This window comes from Pseudomonas sp. FYR_5 (genome assembly GCF_043106315.1).
Lineage (GTDB): Bacteria > Pseudomonadota > Gammaproteobacteria > Pseudomonadales > Pseudomonadaceae > Aquipseudomonas > Aquipseudomonas putida_Y.
Genome location: NZ_JBICMK010000066.1, coordinates 103,000 through 122,832 on the forward strand (window position 1 = coordinate 103,000; position 19,833 = coordinate 122,832).

19 protein-coding genes and 1 pseudogene are annotated in these 19,833 nt (G+C 63.7%); 11 read left to right on the forward strand and 9 right to left on the reverse strand.

What is annotated here, in order from left to right:
- Positions 1 to 36 precede the first annotated feature (36 nt).
- On the reverse strand, positions 37 to 408 hold the full coding sequence (locus ACF8RA_RS10935; RefSeq protein WP_176684771.1) for a DUF423 domain-containing protein: 372 nt from the start codon (positions 406 to 408) through the stop codon (positions 37 to 39).
- Positions 409 to 437: 29 nt separating this feature from the next.
- Here ACF8RA_RS10935 and mtgA point away from each other — a divergent pair.
- Positions 438 to 1,183 (forward strand): annotated as a pseudogene (gene mtgA / locus ACF8RA_RS10940) (monofunctional biosynthetic peptidoglycan transglycosylase).
- Positions 1,184 to 1,387: 204 nt separating this feature from the next.
- Here the strand turns inward: mtgA and rpoH are convergent.
- From rpoH to ftsY, 4 genes are all read right to left on the reverse strand, one after another.
- Positions 1,388 to 2,242, reverse strand: coding sequence for an RNA polymerase sigma factor RpoH (gene rpoH, locus ACF8RA_RS10945; RefSeq protein ID WP_003249083.1), 855 nt, complete (start codon positions 2,240 to 2,242; stop codon positions 1,388 to 1,390).
- A 111-nt stretch (positions 2,243 to 2,353) separates the two neighbouring features.
- Entirely contained in the window at positions 2,354 to 3,379 is a 1,026-nt protein-coding gene (gene ftsX / locus ACF8RA_RS10950; protein WP_021783657.1) for a permease-like cell division protein FtsX, read from the reverse strand.
- A complete protein-coding gene (gene ftsE, locus ACF8RA_RS10955; RefSeq protein WP_176684769.1) occupies positions 3,376 to 4,047 on the reverse strand; it encodes a cell division ATP-binding protein FtsE in 672 nt (223 codons plus the stop codon). The genes ftsX and ftsE overlap by 4 nt, the downstream gene beginning before the upstream one ends.
- Positions 4,048 to 4,049: 2 nt before the next feature.
- A complete protein-coding gene (gene ftsY, locus ACF8RA_RS10960; RefSeq protein ID WP_392514793.1) occupies positions 4,050 to 5,543 on the reverse strand; it encodes a signal recognition particle-docking protein FtsY in 1,494 nt (497 codons plus the stop codon).
- Between the two features lie 231 nt (positions 5,544 to 5,774).
- Between ftsY and ACF8RA_RS10965 the strand changes: the two genes are divergently transcribed.
- From ACF8RA_RS10965 to ACF8RA_RS10980, 4 genes are all read left to right on the forward strand, one after another.
- A complete protein-coding gene (locus tag ACF8RA_RS10965; protein WP_176684767.1) occupies positions 5,775 to 7,130 on the forward strand; it encodes a pitrilysin family protein in 1,356 nt (451 codons plus the stop codon).
- A complete protein-coding gene (locus ACF8RA_RS10970; protein ID WP_392519156.1) occupies positions 7,123 to 8,613 on the forward strand; it encodes a M16 family metallopeptidase in 1,491 nt (496 codons plus the stop codon). Before ACF8RA_RS10965 ends, ACF8RA_RS10970 begins: the two co-directional genes overlap by 8 nt.
- The gene (rsmD, locus tag ACF8RA_RS10975; protein WP_392519157.1) at positions 8,613 to 9,215 is read left to right on the forward strand and encodes a 16S rRNA (guanine(966)-N(2))-methyltransferase RsmD; all 603 of its coding nucleotides are present in this window, start codon (positions 8,613 to 8,615) and stop codon (positions 9,213 to 9,215) included. Before ACF8RA_RS10970 ends, rsmD begins: the two co-directional genes overlap by 1 nt.
- Positions 9,216 to 9,356: 141 nt before the next feature.
- On the forward strand, positions 9,357 to 10,349 hold the full coding sequence (locus ACF8RA_RS10980) for a hydrolase (protein ID WP_209969374.1): 993 nt from the start codon (positions 9,357 to 9,359) through the stop codon (positions 10,347 to 10,349).
- 48 nt (positions 10,350 to 10,397) lie between these two features.
- On the opposite strand, the gene ACF8RA_RS10985 is transcribed toward ACF8RA_RS10980, so the two are convergent.
- Together ACF8RA_RS10985 and ACF8RA_RS10990 are read right to left on the reverse strand one after the other, a co-directional pair.
- Positions 10,398 to 11,252 carry a sulfurtransferase gene (locus ACF8RA_RS10985; RefSeq protein ID WP_339444584.1) on the reverse strand — a complete coding sequence of 285 codons (855 nt, stop codon included), beginning with the start codon at positions 11,250 to 11,252 and terminating at the stop codon, positions 10,398 to 10,400.
- A gap of 35 nt (positions 11,253 to 11,287) precedes the next feature.
- Positions 11,288 to 11,953 (reverse strand): TetR/AcrR family transcriptional regulator, encoded by a 666-nt coding sequence (locus ACF8RA_RS10990; protein ID WP_176684761.1) that lies wholly within the window; start codon positions 11,951 to 11,953, stop codon positions 11,288 to 11,290.
- A 151-nt stretch (positions 11,954 to 12,104) separates the two neighbouring features.
- Between ACF8RA_RS10990 and ACF8RA_RS10995 the strand changes: the two genes are divergently transcribed.
- The 5 genes from ACF8RA_RS10995 (at position 12,105) to ACF8RA_RS11015 (ending at position 16,601) form a co-directional block, all read left to right on the forward strand.
- Complete coding sequence (locus ACF8RA_RS10995) at positions 12,105 to 13,535, forward strand: coniferyl aldehyde dehydrogenase (protein ID WP_176684760.1); 1,431 nt, start codon at positions 12,105 to 12,107, stop codon at positions 13,533 to 13,535.
- A gap of 10 nt (positions 13,536 to 13,545) precedes the next feature.
- On the forward strand, positions 13,546 to 14,031 hold the full coding sequence (locus ACF8RA_RS11000) for a twin-arginine translocation pathway signal protein (RefSeq protein WP_176684759.1): 486 nt from the start codon (positions 13,546 to 13,548) through the stop codon (positions 14,029 to 14,031).
- 20 nt (positions 14,032 to 14,051) lie between these two features.
- Positions 14,052 to 15,650, forward strand: a complete 1,599-nt coding sequence (locus ACF8RA_RS11005; protein ID WP_176684758.1) for a GMC family oxidoreductase — start codon at positions 14,052 to 14,054, stop codon at positions 15,648 to 15,650.
- A 112-nt stretch (positions 15,651 to 15,762) separates the two neighbouring features.
- Positions 15,763 to 16,248 carry a pantetheine-phosphate adenylyltransferase gene (coaD, locus tag ACF8RA_RS11010; RefSeq protein WP_010955660.1) on the forward strand — a complete coding sequence of 162 codons (486 nt, stop codon included), beginning with the start codon at positions 15,763 to 15,765 and terminating at the stop codon, positions 16,246 to 16,248.
- 101 nt (positions 16,249 to 16,349) lie between these two features.
- Complete coding sequence (locus ACF8RA_RS11015; RefSeq protein ID WP_003249063.1) at positions 16,350 to 16,601, forward strand: YfhL family 4Fe-4S dicluster ferredoxin; 252 nt, start codon at positions 16,350 to 16,352, stop codon at positions 16,599 to 16,601.
- Between the two features lie 104 nt (positions 16,602 to 16,705).
- Here ACF8RA_RS11015 and mutM read toward each other — a convergent pair whose 3' ends face one another.
- Positions 16,706 to 17,518 carry a bifunctional DNA-formamidopyrimidine glycosylase/DNA-(apurinic or apyrimidinic site) lyase gene (gene mutM / locus ACF8RA_RS11020; RefSeq protein WP_004575471.1) on the reverse strand — a complete coding sequence of 271 codons (813 nt, stop codon included), beginning with the start codon at positions 17,516 to 17,518 and terminating at the stop codon, positions 16,706 to 16,708.
- A 3-nt stretch (positions 17,519 to 17,521) separates the two neighbouring features.
- On the reverse strand, positions 17,522 to 18,340 hold the full coding sequence (locus tag ACF8RA_RS11025) for an HDOD domain-containing protein (protein WP_176684827.1): 819 nt from the start codon (positions 18,338 to 18,340) through the stop codon (positions 17,522 to 17,524).
- Between the two features lie 175 nt (positions 18,341 to 18,515).
- Between ACF8RA_RS11025 and ACF8RA_RS11030 the strand changes: the two genes are divergently transcribed.
- A complete protein-coding gene (locus tag ACF8RA_RS11030) occupies positions 18,516 to 19,712 on the forward strand; it encodes a class I SAM-dependent rRNA methyltransferase (protein WP_004575470.1) in 1,197 nt (398 codons plus the stop codon).
- Positions 19,713 to 19,833 lie beyond the last annotated feature (121 nt).

Genomic DNA, 19,833 nt, shown 5'->3' on the forward strand with positions numbered 1-19,833 from the left:
GGTGCGCGCCATTAGTCGTGATTGTGGACCACTCGGTCAGCCCAGCCGCCAGGCTGCCAGGCCCAGGCACAACCAGCCGCCGAGGAAGCACAAGCCACCAATCGGGGTGATGATGCCAAGCTTGCCGAGGCCACTGAGGGTCAGTAGGTACAGGCTGCCGGAGAACAGCAGGATGCCCAACGCAAACAGGCCGCCGGCCCACCCCACCAGGCGCCCGGGCAGGTGCGCCGAGAGCACCGCAACGCCGAAGATCGCCAAGGCATGGACCAGTTGGTAAGTCACGCCAGTATGGAAGATCGCCAGGTAGTCAGCCGTCAGCCGGTTTTTCAGGCCATGAGCGGCGAAGGCGCCCAGGGCGACCCCGGTAAAGCCAAAAAAGGCGGCAAGCATCAGGAAGCTGCGAAGCATGGGACGACTCCTTGTATCGGGTCTGTATAATGGCCCCTTCCACCCTTAGGGCCAAGCCATCGACATGCTGTCAACGCTTATCCGTCGCCTCTCCCGTGCCCTGCTCTGGTTCGTTGCCGGCAGCATCGTACTGGTGCTGGTGTTCCGCTGGATCCCACCGCCCGGCACGGCGCTGATGGTCGAGCGCAAGGTACAGTCTTGGGTGAGTGGTGAACCGATCGACCTGCAGCGCGACTGGGAGCCATGGGAGAACATCTCCGATCAGCTCAAGGTTGCGGTCATTGCTGGCGAGGACCAGAAGTTCGCCAGCCACTGGGGTTTCGACATCCCGGCCATTCAGGCGGCCCTGGCGCACAACGAGCGCGGCGGTAATATTCGCGGCGCCAGCACCCTGACCCAACAAGTGGCCAAGAATCTCTTCCTGTGGTCAGGCCGCAGCTGGTTTCGCAAGGGACTGGAGGCCTGGTTCACTGCACTGATCGAGCTGTTCTGGTCGAAGGAAAGGATTCTCGAGGTCTATTTGAACAGCGCTGAGTGGGGCAAGGGCGTGTTTGGTGCCCAGGCGGCGGCGCGTTATCACTTTGGTGTCGACGCCAGCCGGCTCAGCCGTCAGCAGGCAGCGCAGCTGGCTGCGGTGCTGCCTAGCCCGATCAAGTGGAGCGCCAGCCGGCCGAGTGCGTATGTGGCCAGCCGGGCCAGCTGGATTCGCCGGCAGATGAGCCAGTTGGGCGGGCCCAGCTACTTGATGCAGCTGGACTCATCCAGAAAGCTTTGAATGCAGGCCCGGCCCTTTCGCGGGTAAACCCGCTCCTACGGGCAACCGCACCCCCGGCCTCCTCGCGGGCAAACCCGCTCCTACGGGCAACCGCATCTCCTGTAGGAGCGGGTTTACCCGCGAAGAGGCCAGCAAAACCAGCACAAACAAAAAAGCCGCTCACCCCATTCGGGTCAGCGGCTTTTCTTTACAACCCAGACTCGATCAGGCAGCGATCAGGGCCTTGACCTTGTTCATCGCATTCTTCTCCAGCTGGCGAATACGCTCAGCCGATACGCTGTACTTGTCTGCCAGTTCATGCAGCGTGGCCTTCTCTTCCGCCAGCCAACGCTGGTAGAGAATGTCGCGGCTACGCTCGTCCAGGCCCTGCAGCGCTTCGTGCAGGTTGCTGGTGGAGTTGTCACTCCAGTCGGCATCCTCCAGCTGCACCGCCGGATCGTAACGGTGGTCTTCCAGGTAATGCGCAGGCGACTGGAAGGCGCTGTCGTCGTCAGCTTCCGCTGCCGGGTCAAAGGCCATGTCCTGGCCACTGAGGCGGCTTTCCATCTCGCGCACTTCGCGCGGCTCGACGCCAAGGCTTTCCGCCACGCGATGCACTTCGTCGTTGTTCAGCCACGCCAGACGCTTCTTCTGGCTACGCAGGTTGAAGAACAGCTTGCGCTGAGCCTTGGTGGTAGCCACCTTCACGATGCGCCAGTTGCGCAGAATGAACTCGTGGATCTCTGCCTTGATCCAGTGCACGGCGAACGACACCAGACGCACGCCCATTTCCGGGTTGAAGCGCTTGACGGCTTTCATCAGGCCGACGTTGCCTTCCTGGATCAGGTCAGCCTGTGCCAACCCGTAGCCGGCATAGCTACGGGCGATATGTACAACAAAACGCAGGTGGGCCATCACCATCTGACGAGCGGCCTCGACATCCTGCTCATAATAGAGACGCTCGCCCAGATCACGCTCCTGCTCGACCGTCAGCAGCGGGATGCTGTTGACCGTGTGCACGTAGGCTTCCAGGTTTGCACCGGGTACCAGGGCATAGGCAGGTTGCAACGATGTGGTCATTCAAGAACCTCCGACTTACAAAACTCGCACCTTGTGGGCGCTGCCAACATTGACCCGGAACGACGGTACAAGTTCCGTAGTGAAGAAAATGTCAATGCTGGCAGGTAAAAACTATCGCGGCGCCAGCTCGTTCAAGTGGCGGGCGACTGCAATCCATGCACCGATATACCCCAACAGCACGGCTCCGATCAAGAGCGACAGACCATCGGAAGCCGGGACGCCGCCCAGGGCGAAGTCACTGCCATACAGCCCGGAAAGCCCTACCACCGCCTCGTTCAGCCAGTTCAGGCCAAACGCCAGGATGCCCCACGCCAGCAGGCCTGCGCCCAGGCCATACAGGGCGCCCATGTACAGGAAAGGCCGGCGCACGTAGGCGTCGGTGCCGCCGACCAGCTTGATCACTTCGATCTCGATTCGGCGGTTTTCAATGTGTAGACGAATTGTGTTACCGATTACTAACAGCAGGGCAGAAATCAGCATCACGGCCAGGCCGAAGACGAAGCGGTCACCCAACTTGAGGATGGCTGCCAGGCGCTCGACCCAGACCAGGTCCAGTTGCGCCACGTCCACCCGCGGCAACTCCGACAGGCGCTGACGCAAGGCTTCCAGGGCCGGCTTGTCGACCTCGGTCGGGGTTACCACCACCACACCCGGCAGTGGGTTGTCTGGCAGTTCGCGCAGGGCCTCGCCCAGCCCGGACTGCTGCTGGAACTCCTCCAGCGCCTGCTCGCGGCTGACATACTGGGCGTCCGCCACCCCAGGCATGCCCTTGATCTCGTCGCGCAGCGCTTCGCCATCGCGGCTGCCGGCATCAAGCTTGAGGTACAGCGAAATCTGCGCAGCGCGCTGCCACGAACCGCCAAGCTGCTCGACGTTCTTCAGCAACAAGGACAGGCCCATCGGCATGCTCAACGCCACTGCCATCACCAGGCAGGTGAAGAAACTGCCGATCGGCTGCTTGCCCAGGCGGCGCAGGCTGTCGGCCAAGCTGGCACGGTGGCTTTCCAGCCAGGCATGCAGCAGGGTGCGGAAGTCCGGGCCATCATCGTCTTCACCGCGTTTTTTCTTCGCAGGTTGCGGATCGGCCGGTTTCGGTGCGACCCGCTCGGAAACCTTCGGCGTACGTGTAGTGTTCATTGCCCGGCCTCCCCATCGCCGATCAAGCGGCCGCGTTGCAAGGTCAGCATGCGGTGGCGCATGCGCGCGATCAGTGCCAGGTCGTGGCTGGCGATCAATACCGTCGTGCCCAGGCGGTTGATGTCCTCGAACACGCCCATGATCTCTGCAGCCAGGCGCGGGTCGAGGTTACCGGTGGGCTCGTCGGCCAGCAGCAGCGCCGGCTGGTGAACGATGGCGCGGGCGATACCCACCCGCTGCTGCTGCCCGGTGGACAGGTCGGCCGGGAACAGCTCGCCTTTGTCGGACAGCGATACACGCTCCAGGGCCGAGTCCACGCGCTTGGCGATCTCGAGCTTGGACAGGCCGAGAATCTGCAGCGGCAAGGCAATGTTGTTGAATACCGTGCGGTCGAACAACAGCTGGTGGTTCTGGAACACCACGCCGATCTGCCGGCGCAGGAACGGGATTTGCGCATTGCTGATCTGGCCCAGGTCCTGCCCTGCCAGCATCAGCTTGCCGCTGGTCGGGCGCTCCATGGCCAGCAACAGGCGCAGCAAGGTGCTCTTGCCAGCGCCCGAGTGGCCGGTGACGAACAGGAATTCGCCCCGGCGCGCCCGGAAACTCAGCTCATGCAAACCCACATGACCGTTGGGATAGCGCTTGGCAACCTGCTCGAATCGGATCATGGTCAATCTCGCTCGGCGAACAGAGCCTTGACGAACGGCTCGGCTTCGAAGGTACGCAGGTCGTCGATGCCTTCACCGACACCGATGAAACGGATCGGGATGTTGAACTGCTTGGCCAGGGCGAAGATCACCCCGCCCTTGGCAGTGCCGTCCAGCTTGGTCAGGGCCAGGCCGGTCAGCTCGACGCTCTGGTTGAAGTACTTGGCCTGACTGATGGCGTTCTGGCCGGTGCCGGCGTCAAGCACCAGCAGCACCTCGTGCGGTGCCTCAACGTCGAGCTTGCCGATGACCCGGCGGACCTTCTTCAGCTCTTCCATCAGGTTGTCCTTGGTGTGCAGGCGGCCGGCAGTGTCGGCGATCAGCACGTCGACGCCACGGGCCTTGGCGGCCTGCACGGCATCGAAGATCACCGAAGCTGAGTCGGCGCCGGTATGCTGGGCGATCACCGGAATCTGGTTACGCTCGCCCCACACCTGCAACTGCTCGACCGCTGCTGCACGGAAGGTATCACCGGCAGCCAGCATGACCTTCTTGCCTTCCAGTTGCAGCTTTTTCGCCAGTTTGCCGATGGTGGTGGTCTTGCCGGCACCGTTGACGCCAACCACGAGGATCACATAAGGCTTGTTCTGGGCCTGTACACTCAGCGGCTGCTCGACCGGGCGCAGCAGCGCAGCCAGTTCTTCCTGCAACGATTTGTACAGGGCATCGGCATCGGCCAACTGCTTGCGCGCAACCTTCTGGGTCAGGTTCTGGACGATGGCCGAGGTAGCCTCCACACCCACGTCGGCGGTCAGCAGGCGCGTCTCGATTTCGTCGAGCAGGTCGTCGTCGATGACCTTCTTGCCGAGGAACAGGCTGGCCATGCCCTCGCCGATGCTGGCACTGGTCTTGGACAGGCCTTGCTTGAGGCGCGCGAAGAAGCCGGGCTTGGCCTGTTCGACGGGTGCAGCAACAGAGGCCACGGGGGCTGGCACCGCGCGCTCCGGGATTGCCGGCGGTGCTTTTGGCTCCAGGTCCGGTACCAGGGCGACGGGCTCTTCGGCAACCGGCAACACCAGGTTGCTGACCGGCGCTGCGGCCTCGACAGGGGCGGACTCGACAGGGGCCGCCTGCAAGGGCATGGACGCGACCGGCTGCGGTGCAGGTGCCACCAGTGGCCGGGATGCGACCGGCTCGGGCTCAGGGGCCTGCAACGGCTGGGACGCTACCGGTTCAGGGGCGGGGGCCTCGACTACCGGGGGCCGGGCGGGTGCAGCGACCGGCTGCGGCTCGGTCAGCTGTGGGGTCGCAGGGGCCTGGGCGGGTTCGGGGGCCTGTGGCGTTTCGGCGGTAGAACCCTCGACCGGAGCGGCTGCAGACTGCTCGACAGCGGGGGGGGCATTCGCGGGTACGTCCGCTCCCACAGGTGGCTGCGGCTTCTTGCGAAACCAGCTGAACAGGCCTTTCTTCTCACCAGCCTCGGCCGGCGCTTTTTTGTCGTCGTTGGAACCAAACATGGAAGACGGCTATCTCAGGGTAGCGATAGGCCAGCTATGGCCAATCGGGAATTCTCTCTACGCAGAACAGACTATCTTGAAGCCGGCTGGTTCATGCGCAACGTTTTGTCTTAGTGTCCTGTGGGCCAGAACGGCGACAGGCATGGTCGCCAGGCAACCGGATCAGTATCCTAGCACCTCCTGGCCTGCCGACGCTAAACCCAGCGGGCCGCCGAACAGGTTAAACACCGTATGAATGCTCTAGCCCGCCGCGCCGCTGGCCTGTTGCTCGGCACGCTCTGCCTGCCGCTCGCGGCCTTCGCCGCCGATGTGCAACCCACCCACGAATTCATCCTCGACAATGGCCTGAAGGTCGTGGTCCGCGAAGACCATCGCGCCCCGGTGGTGGTATCGCAGATCTGGTACAAGGTTGGCTCCAGCTACGAGACCCCGGGCCAGACCGGCTTGTCCCATGCGCTGGAACACATGATGTTCAAGGGCAGCGCAAAGGTCGGCCCCGGCGAGGCTTCGCGCATTCTGCGTGACCTCGGCGCCGATGAAAACGCCTTCACCAGCGACGATTACACCGCCTATTACCAAGTGCTGGCCCGTGACCGCCTGCCGGTAGCGCTGGAGCTGGAGGCCGATCGCCTTGCCAGCCTGCGTCTGCCTGCCGACGAGTTCAGCCGCGAAATCGAGGTCATCAAGGAAGAACGCCGCCTGCGCACCGACGACAAGCCCAATGCCAAGGCATTCGAGCTGTTCCGCGCCATGGCCTACCCGGCCAGCGGCTACCACACGCCGACCATTGGCTGGATGGCCGACCTGGAGCGTATGAAGGTCGAGGAACTTCGCCATTGGTACGAGTCCTGGTACGCCCCCAACAACGCCACCCTGGTGGTGGTCGGTGATGTCACCGCCGACGAGGTCAAGGGCCTGGCGCAGAAGTATTTCGGCAATATTCCCAAACGCGCCGTGCCGCCAGCCAAGCTGCCTCTGGAACTGGCCGAACCAGGTTGGCGCCAGTTGACCCTGCACGTACGCACCCAACTGCCAAGCCTGATCTACGGCTTCAACGTGCCCGGCCTGCCCACCGCCAAGGACCCACGTACGGTGCATGCCCTGCGCCTGATCTCGGCACTGCTCGACGGTGGCTACAGCGCCCGCATGCCGGCCCGCCTGGAGCGTGGCCAGGAACTGGTCGCCGGCGCTTCGTCCAGCTACAACGCCTTCACCCGCGGCGACAGCCTGTTCCTGATCTCGGCGACGCCGAATGTGCAGAAGCAGAAAACCCTCGCCGACGTCGAGAAAGGCATCTGGCAACTGCTTGACGAACTCAAGAGCACGCCACCCAGCGCCGAAGAGCTGGAACGCGTACGCGCCCAGGTCATCGCCGGCCTCGTCTACGACCGCGACTCCATCAGCAGCCAGGCCACCACCATCGGCCAGCTGGAAACCGTCGGCCTGTCCTGGAAGCTGATCGACAGCGAACTGGACGAGCTCAAGCGCGTCACCCCGCAGGACATCCAGAACGCCGCGCGCACCTACTTCACCCGCGAACGCCTGAGCGTTGCCCATGTACTGCCCGAGGAGTCCGCTCATGAGTGATCGCCGCGCACCACGCCCAACCCTGCTGGCCACGGGCATTCGTGCCCTGGCGCTGGCAGCTGTGCTGGCCGCTCCGGCCATGGCCGACAACGCTGCCAAGGCCGACAGCAGCGCAGCCCGCCCGGCCAACACCTTGCAATCGCTGGCCGAACTGAATGGCAAGGCACCCAGCCGGCGTCAGTTGAACATCCAGCACTGGAACACCGCCGAGGGTGCCCGGGTGCTGTTCGTCGAGGCTCGCGAACTGCCCATGTTCGACCTGCGTGTCACCTTCGCCGCCGGCAGCAGCCAGGATGGCGGCACGCCAGGCCTGGCCGCTCTGACCAACGCCATGCTCAACGAGGGCGTGGCCGGCAAGGACGTCACCGCCATCGCCGAGGGCTTCGAAGGCCTGGGTGCAGACTTTGGCAACGGCTCCTACCGCGACATGGCCGTCGCATCGCTGCGCAGCCTCAGTGCCAAGGACAAGCGCGAACCGGCCCTCAAACTGTTTACAGAGGTGGCGGGCAAGCCGACATTCCCCGAGGATGCCCTCAAGCGCATCAAGAACCAGATGCTGGCTGGCTTCGAGTATGAGAAGCAAAACCCCGGCAAGATCGCCGGCAAGGCCCTTTTCGGCAAGCTCTATGGCGACCACCCCTACGCCCACCCAAGCGACGGCACCGCCGAGAGCATCACGGGCATCAGCCTTGCGCAGTTGCGCGCGTTCCACGCAAAGGCCTATACCGGCGGCAATGCGGTAATCGCCCTGGTCGGCGACCTCAGCCGTGCAGAGGCCGAAGCCATCGCCGCACAGGTGTCTGCCGGCCTGCCCAAGGGCCCTGCGCTGGCCGCACCGGCCCAACCCACAGACGCCAAGGCCGGCCTGACCCACATCGACTTCCCGTCCAAGCAGACCCACCTGATGCTGGCCGAACTGGGGATCGACCGCCAGGACCCGGACTGGCCAGCCCTGTCCATGGGCAACCAGATCCTTGGCGGTGGCGCCTTCGGTACCCGGCTGATGAGCGAGGTGCGAGAGAAGCGCGGCCTGACCTACGGCGTTTACTCGGCATTCAGCCCGATGCAGGTGCGCGGCCCGTTCATGATCAACCTGCAAACCCGTGCCGAGCTTATCGAAGGCACGCTCAAGCTGGTGCAAGGCATTCTCGCCGACTACCTGAAGACGGGCCCGACCCAACAGGAGTTGGACGATGCCAAGCGCGAGCTGGCCGGCAGCTTCCCGCTGTCCAATGCCAGCAACGCCAGCATCGTCGGCCAACTGGGCGCGATCGGCTTCTACAACTTGCCGCTGACCTGGCTGGAGGACTTCATGCAACAGTCCCAGGCCCTTACCGTCGAACAGGTCAAGGCAGCCATGAACAAACACCTGTCAGCCGATAAACTGGTGATCGTCACCGTTGGCCCGAAAGTGCCACAAAAACCGCTGCCAGCACCCACTGACAAGCCCTCCGAGCAACCGCTCGGGGTACCGGAGCACTAATGCCAAGATCCACCCCTCCCGCCCGCCCGCAAGCGGGTCAAAGCAAGGGCCAGGGCCACCTGCGCATCATCGCCGGCGAGTGGCGCAGCCGCCGCCTGGCGGTGCCGGAAGGCGAAGGCCTGCGGCCAACGCCTGACCGCGTACGGGAAACCGTATTCAACTGGCTGGCCCCCTACATCGAGGGTGCCCGCGTGCTGGACGCCTTCACCGGCAGTGGCGCCCTGGTGCTCGAAGCCCTGTCCCGTGGGGCCGAGGACGCCGTGGCGCTGGATAGCAACCCTGCGGCCATCGCCAACCTGAAGAACAACCTCGAAATCCTGCGCTGTCCCCGCGGGCAAATTCTGCAGACCGACGCCCTGCGCTACCTGCAAGGCCCGGCCAAGCAGCAGTTCGATGTCGTGTTCCTCGACCCGCCGTTCCACCAGGACCTGTTGGCCAACACCTGCAACTTGCTGGAGCAGAACCAGTGGCTGAGCGAGCAGGCATGGGTCTACACCGAAAGCGAAGCGGCACCCTCGACCTTGCAACTGCCAGGCAACTGGCGCCTGCACCGCGAGAAGAAGACCGGCCAGGTGCACTACGCACTCTGGCAGCGGGGCTGATTACCCGCCGGGTGGGGTGTACGCAGTGACCACACCCCACCTGCGCCATGGTTGAAGCTGCACCTTCACTTCCACCAATAGCGCAGGTACTGGAGCGCTGTTTCGTGGCAAGCTAGAACGGCACATCATGAGTCGCCTAGCATGCCCAGCCACAACGCCACATTCCGTCCGGCCATCGGCCTGTCCAATCCCCACCTGCAGACCCTGTGGGGGCCACTCTGGCGCAAGCTGCCTGAGCTGCAGCGTGACCGTGAGCGGCTGTGGCTGGCCGACGGTGACTTCATCGACCTGGACTGGCACGGCCCGCACCAACCCCATGCACCACTGGTCCTGGTGCTGCATGGGCTGACCGGCTCGTCTCACTCACCTTACGTGAAAGGCTTGCAGCAAGCGCTGCAAGGCCGCGGCTGGGCCAGCGTGGCAGTGAACTGGCGTGGTTGTTCAGGCGAACCCAACCTGTTGCCGCGCAGCTACCATTCCGGCGCCAGCGAAGACCTGGCGGAAATCGTCAGTCATCTTCGCGCCCAGCGTCCGCTGGCGCCGCTGTATGCGGTGGGCTATTCGCTGGGTGGCAATGTACTGTTGAAATACTTGGGTGAGAGCGGCGTCGCCAGCCAACTGGAGGCAGCAGTTGCAGTATCGGTGCCCTTTCGCCTGGACCACTGTGCCGACCGTATCGGCCAAGGATTCTCCAAGGTGTATCAGGCGCATTTCATGCGCGAGATGCTGGCGTATGTTCAGCTCAAGCAGCGGCACTTCCACGCCCAGGGCCAGCATGAACAGCTGGCGACACTGGAACGCCTGGGCCAACTCGACAACTTGCGCACATTCTGGGACTTCGACGGAAAAGTCACTGCACCGCTCAATGGCTTTCGCGATGCACACGACTACTATCGCCGCTCATCCAGCCACTTCTTCCTTGGCCAGAACCGCACACCAACGCTGATCATCCATTCCAGCGATGACCCGTTCGTGTCCAGCCACAGCCTGCCGACGGCCCGTGAACTGTCACCACAGACCCGCTTCGAACTGCATGACCGCGGTGGACATGTGGGTTTTGTCGATGGCAGCCTGCGAAATCCGGGGTACTACCTGGAACGACGGATTCCGCAGTGGCTGGTGGACGGTAGCTAGCCTCAATTCGTAACGGCTGCCCGCCCCACAGGGTTCAACCCGGTCTGCTTACTCGCCAGTGGCCACAGCATGCTGCGGGTTGTTGATCCAATCGCTCCACGACCCGGCATACAACTTGCCCAGCGGGTACCCCGCCAGCGCCATGGCAAACAGGTTATGGCAAGCCGTTACCCCAGAGCCGCAGTAAGACACCAACTGCGCCGGTGCCCGCCCGGCCAGCTTTTCAGCAAAGCGCTGCTTAAGCTGATCCGCCGGCAAAAAACGCCCATCAGCCCCCAGGTTGTCGGTAAACGCCGCGCACTGGGCACCGGGAATATGCCCCGCCACCGGGTCGATCGGCTCCACTTCACCACGAAAACGTGGCAAGGCACGCGCATCGATCAAAGTCAGGTCTGTGCTACCAAGGCGCTTGCCCAGATGGTCGGCATCAATCAGCAGCTTCGCGTCCGGCTCACCACTGAAAGTGCCCTCACGTTTGGGCGGCGGGTCCAGGCTCAACGGCAGGTGCGCCGCGTGCCAGGCCTTCAGGCCACCGTCGAGAATCGCCACACCGCTGCGCTTGCCCAGCCAGACCAGCAGCCACCAGGCCCGGGCGGCAAAGGCGCCGGGGCCATCGTCATACAGCACCACTTCGCTATCGTTGTTCAGCCCCCACTCTCGCAGGCGCTCGACCAGCCGCTGCGGATCGGGCAATGGGTGGCGCCCGGTGCGCCCCTTGCTCACCGGCCCGCTGAGGTCGCGGTCCAGGTCGGCAAAATGCGCCCCGGCAATATGCCCCTGGGCATAGCTGCGCTGGCCATAGTCCACATCCTCGAGGGCAAAACGGCAGTCGAGGATCACCAACCCGGGCGAGTCCAGTCGCTCGGCCAACTGCTGCGGGGTGATCAATTGCGCAAGGGGCATGACAATCTCCTGGTCAATGGCACGAGGGCCCTGAGCTAGTGCTCCAGGGCCTGGTTGAACGGTACATGGAATTCCTCGCACAGTGCGTCCACGGCAGTGCGAGCATTGTCGGTGACGAAGCCGAGTTCCAGCACAAGCACCTGATAGACGCCGCGCTTGAAGGCTTCTTCACCCAAGTGCGCGGAATGTTCACGCGTGGTGCTGAGAAAACGTACCCATGACGTCAGCACGATCCAGGCGTTGATGGTCAGCGATTCGATCTGTGCCGGCGCCATGGCCAGGATGCCCGCCTCGACGAAGCCGCGGTAGATCGCCTGGCCCTGGCGCAGGCAGCGCTCGGAAAATCGCCGGTAACGGGCGGCCAGTTCGGCATCGCTGTCCAGCAGATGCTCCAGGTCACGGTGCAGGAAGCGGTAGTTCCACATCGCCGCCAGCAAGGCCTTGAGGTAGAAGCGCTTGTCTTCCACGGTTGCCGCGCGGCCCTGTGGCGGGCGCAGAAAGCTGTCCACCAGCGCTTCGTACTGGCTGAACAACAGGGCAATGATCGCCTGCTTGTTGGGGAAGTGGTAATACAGGTTGCCGGGCGAGATTTCCATGTGCGCGGCGATGTGGTTGGTACTGACGCTGCGTTCGCCCTGCTGGTTGAACAGCTCCAGGCTGTTCTGCACGATGCGCTCTCGGGTCTTCATGCGCGGGGCCATGCTCAGCTCCCAGTCTGCGGGCCTTCATCAAAGGTTTATCTTACGGCTTATTACAGGTGGAATGCACCGTTGAACGGCCTGTAAAAATTCGCACCATGGTACAAATTAGAGTATAGGCTCTAGGCAACCCCTGCCCGGACTCGACACCGCCATGAACTCGTCCAGTGCCTTGCCCTCTGTGCAATCCGACCTCGACCTCGCGACGGCGTTCGCGGCCCAACGCCTGGCCTTTGCCGGTAACCCGCTGCCACCGTTGGCGCAGCGGCGGCAGTGGCTGAAAAGCCTGCGTGAAGCCTTGCTGAGCAGCCAGGCAGAACTGATCGACGCCATCAGCCAGGATTTTGCCGGGCGCAGTGCGGACGAGACCTTGCTGGCCGAGCTGCTACCGTCAGTACAGGGCCTGCGCCACGCCGAAAAGCACTTGCAACGCTGGATGCGCAGCAGCCGACGCCGCGTCGGCCTGGCGTTCCAGCCGGCCAGCGCACAGGTGCGCTATCAACCCTTGGGCGTGGTCGGCATCATCGTACCGTGGAACTACCCGCTGTTCCTCGCCATCGGCCCGTTGACCTGCGCCCTGGCCGCCGGCAACCGGGTCATGCTCAAGCTTAGCGAGGCCACGCCCGCGACGGGCCTGGCCCTGCAGCAACTGCTCGAGCGCGTGTTCCCCACAGACCTGGTCAGCGTTGTGCTCGGTGAGGTCGAGGTGGGCCAGGCCTTCGCCCGCCTGCCCTTCGACCACCTGCTGTTCACCGGTGCCACCAGCGTGGGCCGCCAGGTGATGCAGGCTGCCGCACACAACCTGACCCCGGTCACCCTGGAGCTGGGTGGCAAGTCCCCCGCTATTGTTTCTGCCGATGTGCCGCTGGACAGCGCCGCCGAGCGCATCGCCTTCGGCAAGACCCTCAACGCCGGCCAGACCTGCGTCGCCCCCGACTACGTACTGGTGCCGCGCGAACGGCTGCCCGCCTTCAGCGACGCCTACCAGCGCGCCGTGCACCGACTGTACCCGCGCATCGCCGACAACCCCGACTACACCGCCATCATCAACCCGCGCCAGTTGCAGCGCTTGCAGCACCTGCTGGACGATGCCCGCGCCAAAGGCGCGCAAGTACTCGACTTGTACCCAGGCGAAGCCCCTCAGGGCCGGCGCATGCCGCCACACTTGCTGCTGGACGTGAACGACAGCATGCAGGTGATGCAGGACGAAATCTTCGGCCCGCTACTACCGCTAGTGCCTTATGACGGCATCGACCAGGCCTTGGCCTACATCAACCAGCGCCCGCGCCCATTGGCGCTGTACTTCTTTGGCTATGACCGCCGCACCCAGGAGCATGTGCTGCGTCACACCCACTCCGGTGGTGTGTGCCTGAACGACACCTTGCTGCATGTCGCCCAGGACGATCTGCCCTTCGGTGGCATCGGCCCTTCAGGCATGGGCCACTACCATGGTCACGACGGTTTCCTGACCTTCAGCAAGGCCAAGGCGGTACTTGCCAAGCAACGTTTCAACGCCGCACGGCTGATTTACCCGCCTTATGGCAAAGCCTTGCAGCGCCTGGTCTACAAATTGTTCATCCGCTGAGGGCCGCGCCATGCACCGCCGCGAACTGCTGCGCTTCAGCCTCGGCGCCAGTGCTTTTCTGGCTGGCGCCAGCCTGGTGGGGTGCAGCGCGCAAACCGCCGCGACCGGCTATCAGGTACTCCGTGACGACGACCTGCCCCTGCTGCGTGCGCTGATCCCGGTGGTCCTGGCCGGTACACAGGCCACCGATGCGCCGGTGTTGCGCAGCCTCGACAACAAGCTGGCGGCGTTGTCGCCGGAAATGCTCAAGCTCACCCGGCAATTGTTCGACGTGCTCAGCCTGCCGCTGACTCGCGGCCCGCTGACCGGCGTCTGGGGCAGCTGGGGCCAAGCTGGCGCCACACAGGTCACGGCGTTCCTGCAGCGTTGGCAGGACAGCTCGCTGAACCTGCTACGCATGGGGCACGCCTCGTTGCTGCAACTGCTGCAAATGGCCTGGTACGAACGCCCCGAATCCTGGGCAGACTGCGGTTACCCGGGCCCACCAAAAATCTGAAAACAACAAGAGCATCGCCAATGCCTGTCCCCGACCCGTTTCGCCAAGGCCTCGAACGCGGCTGGATCACCCGCGACGCCTCGCGCCTGGAGCACGACCTGTTTCTGGAGGCCGACATCGCCGTGATCGGCAGTGGTGCCGGCGGCGCCACCAGCGCACAGGTGCTCAGCGCAGCCGGTTTCAAGGTGCTGCTGATCGAAGAAGGCCCACTGAAGACCAGCAGCGATTTTCACCTGCTGGAGAATGAAGCTTACGCCAGCCTTTACCAGGAAGGCCTGGGGCGCATGAGCAAGGATGGCGCCATTACCATCCTGCAGGGCCGTGCCGTGGGGGGCACCACGCTGGTGAACTGGACCTCGAGCTTTCGCACCCCGCCGCAAACCCTGGCGCACTGGGCCTCGGTCCACGGCGTGAACGGTTTGGGCGAGGATGAACTACGCCCCTGGTTCGAACGCATGGAGCAGGAACTGGGTATCAGCCCCTGGGCCTTGCCGCCGAATGCCAACAACGATGTGCTGCGTCGGGGCTGCGAACAGCTGGGCTACCGCTGGGGGGTGATCCCGCGCAACGTGCGCGGCTGCTGGAACCTGGGCTACTGCGGCATGGGTTGCCCGGTGAATGCCAAACAATCGATGCTGGTGACCCGTATACCTGCCACCCTCGAGCAAGGCGGCGAGCTGCTGTACCTGGCACGGGCCGAGCGCTTCACCCACAACGGCGAACGCATTCAGAGCCTGACATGCCAGGCCCTGGACGCCCAAGGCATACACCCAACCGGCAGGCAGGTCAGCGTGCGGGCACGCCATTACCTCCTGGCCGGTGGCGGTATCAACAGCCCGGCCCTGCTGCTGCGCTCTGCCGCGCCCGACCCACATGGCCGCCTGGGCAAGCGGACCTTCCTGCACCTGGTCAACTTCAGTGCGGCGCGCTTCAGCGAGCGTATCGACCCCTACTATGGCGCCCCGCAGTCGATCTACAGCGACCATTTCCAGTGGCAAGGGGGCGCAGACGGTCCGGTTGGCTACAAGCTGGAAGTACCGCCGCTGCATCCGGCCCTGGCCAGCACCCTGCTGGGCGGGCACGGCCACGAGAATGCCCGGCGCATGGCCGAGCTGCCCCATACCCATGTGATGCTGGCGCTGCTACGCGATGGTTTTCACCCCGAAAGCCAGGGTGGGACCGTGGATCTGCGCGGCGATGGTTCACCCGTGCTCGATTACCCGGTCACCGACTACCTGCGTGACGGCTTGCGGCGCGCCTACCGGAGCATGGCACAAGTCCAGTTTGCCGCTGGCGCCACCCAGGTAACCCCGGTGCACAGCGACGCCAGCGCCGCATCAGGCCTGGAGCAGGCCCTGACCATGATCGACAGGCTGCGCCTGGAGCTCTTCCGCACGCGCTTGGGCAGCGCCCATGTGATGGGCGGCTGCGCCCTCGGCGAAGACCCGCGCCAGGCGGTGTGCGACAGCCTGGGCCGCCATCACCAGCTGGAAAACCTGTCGATTCACGACGGCTCGCTGTTCCCCACCAGCATCGGCGCCAACCCGCAATTGTCGGTGTATGCCATCAGCGCCAGGCTCAGTGAAGCACTGGCCACCCGCCTGGCACACAGCGCATGACAACGAATATGACCCCTGTCTATAGTGCCATCAGTCGGCCGCATGACTTGGCCGGGGCGCCGTCGCTGCGCTACCATCCGACTCCCCAACGCACTCCAGCCAGGATGACGCGATGAACCGAGTGTTGTACCCGGGTACTTTCGACCCCATTACCAAAGGCCATGGCGATCTGGTCGAGCGCGCTTCGCGGCTATTCGACCACGTGATCATCGCGGTGGCGGCCAGCCCCAAGAAAAACCCGTTGTTCCCGCTGGAACAACGGGTTGAGCTCGCCCGTGAGGTCACCAAGCACCTGCCCAATGTCGAAGTCATCGGCTTCTCTTCCCTGTTGGCGCATTTCGCCAAGGAACAGGGTGCCAACGTCTTCCTGCGTGGCCTGCGTGCGGTGTCCGACTTCGAGTACGAGTTCCAGCTGGCGAACATGAACCGGCAACTGGCCCCCGATGTCGAGAGCCTGTTCCTGACGCCGTCGGAGCGTTATTCGTTCATTTCCTCGACCTTGGTCCGGGAGATTGCAGCGCTGGGCGGTGATATCAGCAAGTTCGTCCACCCGGTGGTAGCCGACGCGCTGACTGAACGCTTCAAGAAGCAAGCCTGACGCCTGATTGTCGCGCCCGCGTGCACTGCGGGCGCGAATGCGGCACAATTGTGCCCATTGCGTTGAACATGCCCGGGCTGTGAGCCCCGGCCGGAGCCCCCATGTCCCTGATCATCACCGACGATTGCATCAATTGCGACGTCTGCGAACCCGAGTGCCCGAACGAGGCTATCTCCCAAGGCGAAGAGATCTACGTGATCGACCCTAACCTGTGCACCCAGTGCGTAGGCCATTACGACGAGCCGCAGTGCCAGCAGGTCTGCCCGGTCGACTGCATCCCGCTGGATGAAGCGCACCCGGAAACCGAAGAACAGCTGATGGCCAAGTATCGCCGGATCACTGGCAAGGGCTGATCACTGCCCTTCTCTGCACGGTCCCTGTGGGAGCGGGCATGCCCGCTCCCACAGTTACCGCGCCAACGTTCAGGTTTCGCTTCAACAGGTTCGCAGCGAACGTTTCATCGCTGGCAACGCGGGCAGTACACGCTCGCCCTCTGCCCCAGCTTCACCTCGCGCAACTCAGTGCCGCATACCTTGCACGGCTGCCCGCCACGCCCGTACACAAACAGTTCCTGCTGGAAGTACCCCGGCTGCCCGTCGCCACCGATGAAGTCACGCAGGGTGGTACCGCCCTGCTCGATCGCCGCCGCCAGCACCCGCTTGATTTCGGTCGCCAGCTTCAGGTAGCGCGCCCGGGAAATCCCGCCCGCTTCCCGGCGTGGGTCGATACCGGCAGCAAACAGCGCCTCGGTGGCGTAGATGTTGCCCACTCCCACCACCACCGCGTTGTCCATGATGAACGGCTTGACCGCCATCGACCGCCCGCGGGACAGCTGGAACAGCCGCTCACCATCGAACAGGTCGGTCAGCGGCTCAGGCCCCAGGCGCAGCAGTAGCTCATGGTTCAGAGGGTCCAGGCTCCACAGCATGGCACCAAAGCGGCGTGGGTCGGTGTAGCGCAGCATCAGCCCGGACTCCAGTTCGATGTCGACATGCTCATGCTTGGCCGCCGGCAAGCCCAGCTCGACCAGCCGCAGGTTGCCCGACATGCCCAAGTGGCTGATCAGCGTCCCCACTTCGGCATTGATCAACAGGTACTTGGCGCGTCGCTCCACGCTGACGATGCGCTGCCCTGACAGACGCACATCGAGGTCTTCCGGAATCGGCCAGCGCAGGCGTCGGTCGCGTACCACCACACGGCTGACGCGCTGGCCTTCCAGGTGTGGCGCAATACCGCGCCGGGTGGTTTCTACTTCTGGCAATTCCGGCATGTGTCAGTGTCCGCCCAACTCGCGAATGTTCTGCTTGAGGTTTTCGAAATCGTATTCCGACAAGCCAATGTAATCGAGCACCAACGGGCCGACCGCATTCCATTCGTGGTCCACCGACTGGTTGCCCAGCACCCGGTAGGACGCGCAGATATGCTCGGCCATCTTCAGCACCGCCAGCAGGTTTTTCAGCTGGCTCTGGGTGTTGCGCGAGGTATCGTCGCGGAACACGGCCAAGGCATTGTGGTGGTTGGCGATGGCCGCACTGAGGTGTTCGGGCAAGCGCCAGGATTTGGCTGTGAAGTAGCCAACCACTGAATGGTTGGTGTTGAACGCTCGGTTTTCGGTATCGACCACGCGTGTTTCTTCATCGGCCTTGGCGTATGCCTCTTCCAGCACGTCCATGTAAGTGGGGAAGCGCTTGAGCATCAACGGCACGCCACAGTCATGGAAGAGGCCAAGGGTATAGGCCTCGTCCGCCGCCTGAATGCCGGTTCGCTTGGCCAGCGTCAGGCAGGTCATCGCCACGTCCTGGGCGGTATCCCAGAAGCGGTTGAGGGTAACGATGGTCTCGTCGCTCATCTCACCCTTGATCGACTGGGCGTTGATCAGGTTGATGATCGAACGGCTACCCAGCAGGTTCACCGCACGCTGGATCGAACCGATCTTGTTGGACAAGCCGAAGTGCGGAGAGTTGACCAGCTTGAGCAAGGCGCCAGAGAGGCCCGGGTCCTGGGAAATCAGCTTGGCGATGGTTTCCAGGTCAGGGTCAGGCATGTACTGCTCGAACTGCAGATCGACCATGATCTGCGGTTGAGGCGGGATGGTGATGCCTTGCAAGGCTTGCTGGATCTGTTCGGCGCTGAGTTCTTGGGACATACGTGCACACTCGTTTAGGACGCGGCATTTTAACCCTCTAAGCGCCCCCGGTTACCACTCCTCTAAAGGCGAAAGCACCGCAGACACGTTATAATCCCGCTCTTTTTCCCGGAGCGACGTCATGTCCCTGCCCAGCCTTCGCCTCAAAGCCAATGCCGACCGCCGCCTGCGCGCCGGCCACCTGTGGGTCTACAGCAACGAAGTCGATGTCAGCGCGACCCCTTTGCAAGGCTTCCAGGCGGGTCAGCAGGCCATTCTCGAGGCAGCCAACGGCAAGCCGCTGGGCATCGTCGCGCTGAGCCCTAACAACCTGATCTGCGCCCGCCTGCTGTCACGCGACATCAAGCTGCCGCTGGACAAGTCGCTGCTGGTACACCGCCTGAACGTCGCCCTGTCGCTGCGCGAGCGCCTGTTCGACCAGCCGTGCTACCGCCTGGTCTACGGTGACTCCGACCTGCTCCCAGGCCTGGTGGTCGACCGCTTCTTCGATATCCTCGTGGTGCAGCTGGCCTCGGCCACCATGGAAGCGCACAAGGATGACGTGATCGCCGCACTGGTGCAGGTGCTCAAGCCCAGCGGCATCCTGTTCAAGAACGATTCCGCCGCGCGCGACGCCGAAGGCCTGCAGCGCTATGTCGAGACCGTCTACGGCGAAGTGCCGGACTGGGTGCCGCTGGAAGAGAACGGCGTCAAGTTCGAGGCCCCGGTGCGCGAAGGCCAGAAGACGGGCTGGTTCTACGACCACCGCATGAACCGGGCCCGCCTGGCGCCATACGTGAAGGGCAAGCGTGTACTCGACCTGTTCAGCTACATCGGCGGCTGGGGCGTGCAGGCCGGTGCCTTTGGCGCCAGCGAAGTGTTCTGTGTCGATGCCTCGGGCTTTGCCCTGGACGGCGTGGAGCGTAATGCTGCACTGAACGGCATCAGCGAGAAGCTGACCTGCATCGAAGGCGACGTGTTCGAAGCCCTGCGCGAGCTGAAGGCGGCCGAAGAACGCTTCGACGTGATCATTGCCGACCCACCTGCCTTCATCAAGCGCAAAAAAGACCTGAAAAACGGCGAAGCGGCCTACCGCCGCCTGAACGAACAGGCCATGCGCATGTTGAACAAAGACGGCATCCTCGTCAGCGCCTCGTGCTCGATGCATCTGCCCGAGGACGATCTGAACAACATCCTGCTGACCAGCGCCCGCCACCTGGACCGCAACATGCAGTTGCTCGAGCGAGGCGGTCAGGGCCCGGATCACCCGGTACACCCGGCCATCGCCGAAACCCGCTACATCAAAAGCATCACCTGCCGGTTACTGCCGAACAGCTGAAATCTGCCAAAAAGGGCCGCCCAGCGGCCCTTTCCTGCCGCAATCCCCCCGCCAACCATCCACATCTGCATTCCCTCACCGCGCCAGCGGTGTAGAATCGGCCTATTCATCGCCAGTCATC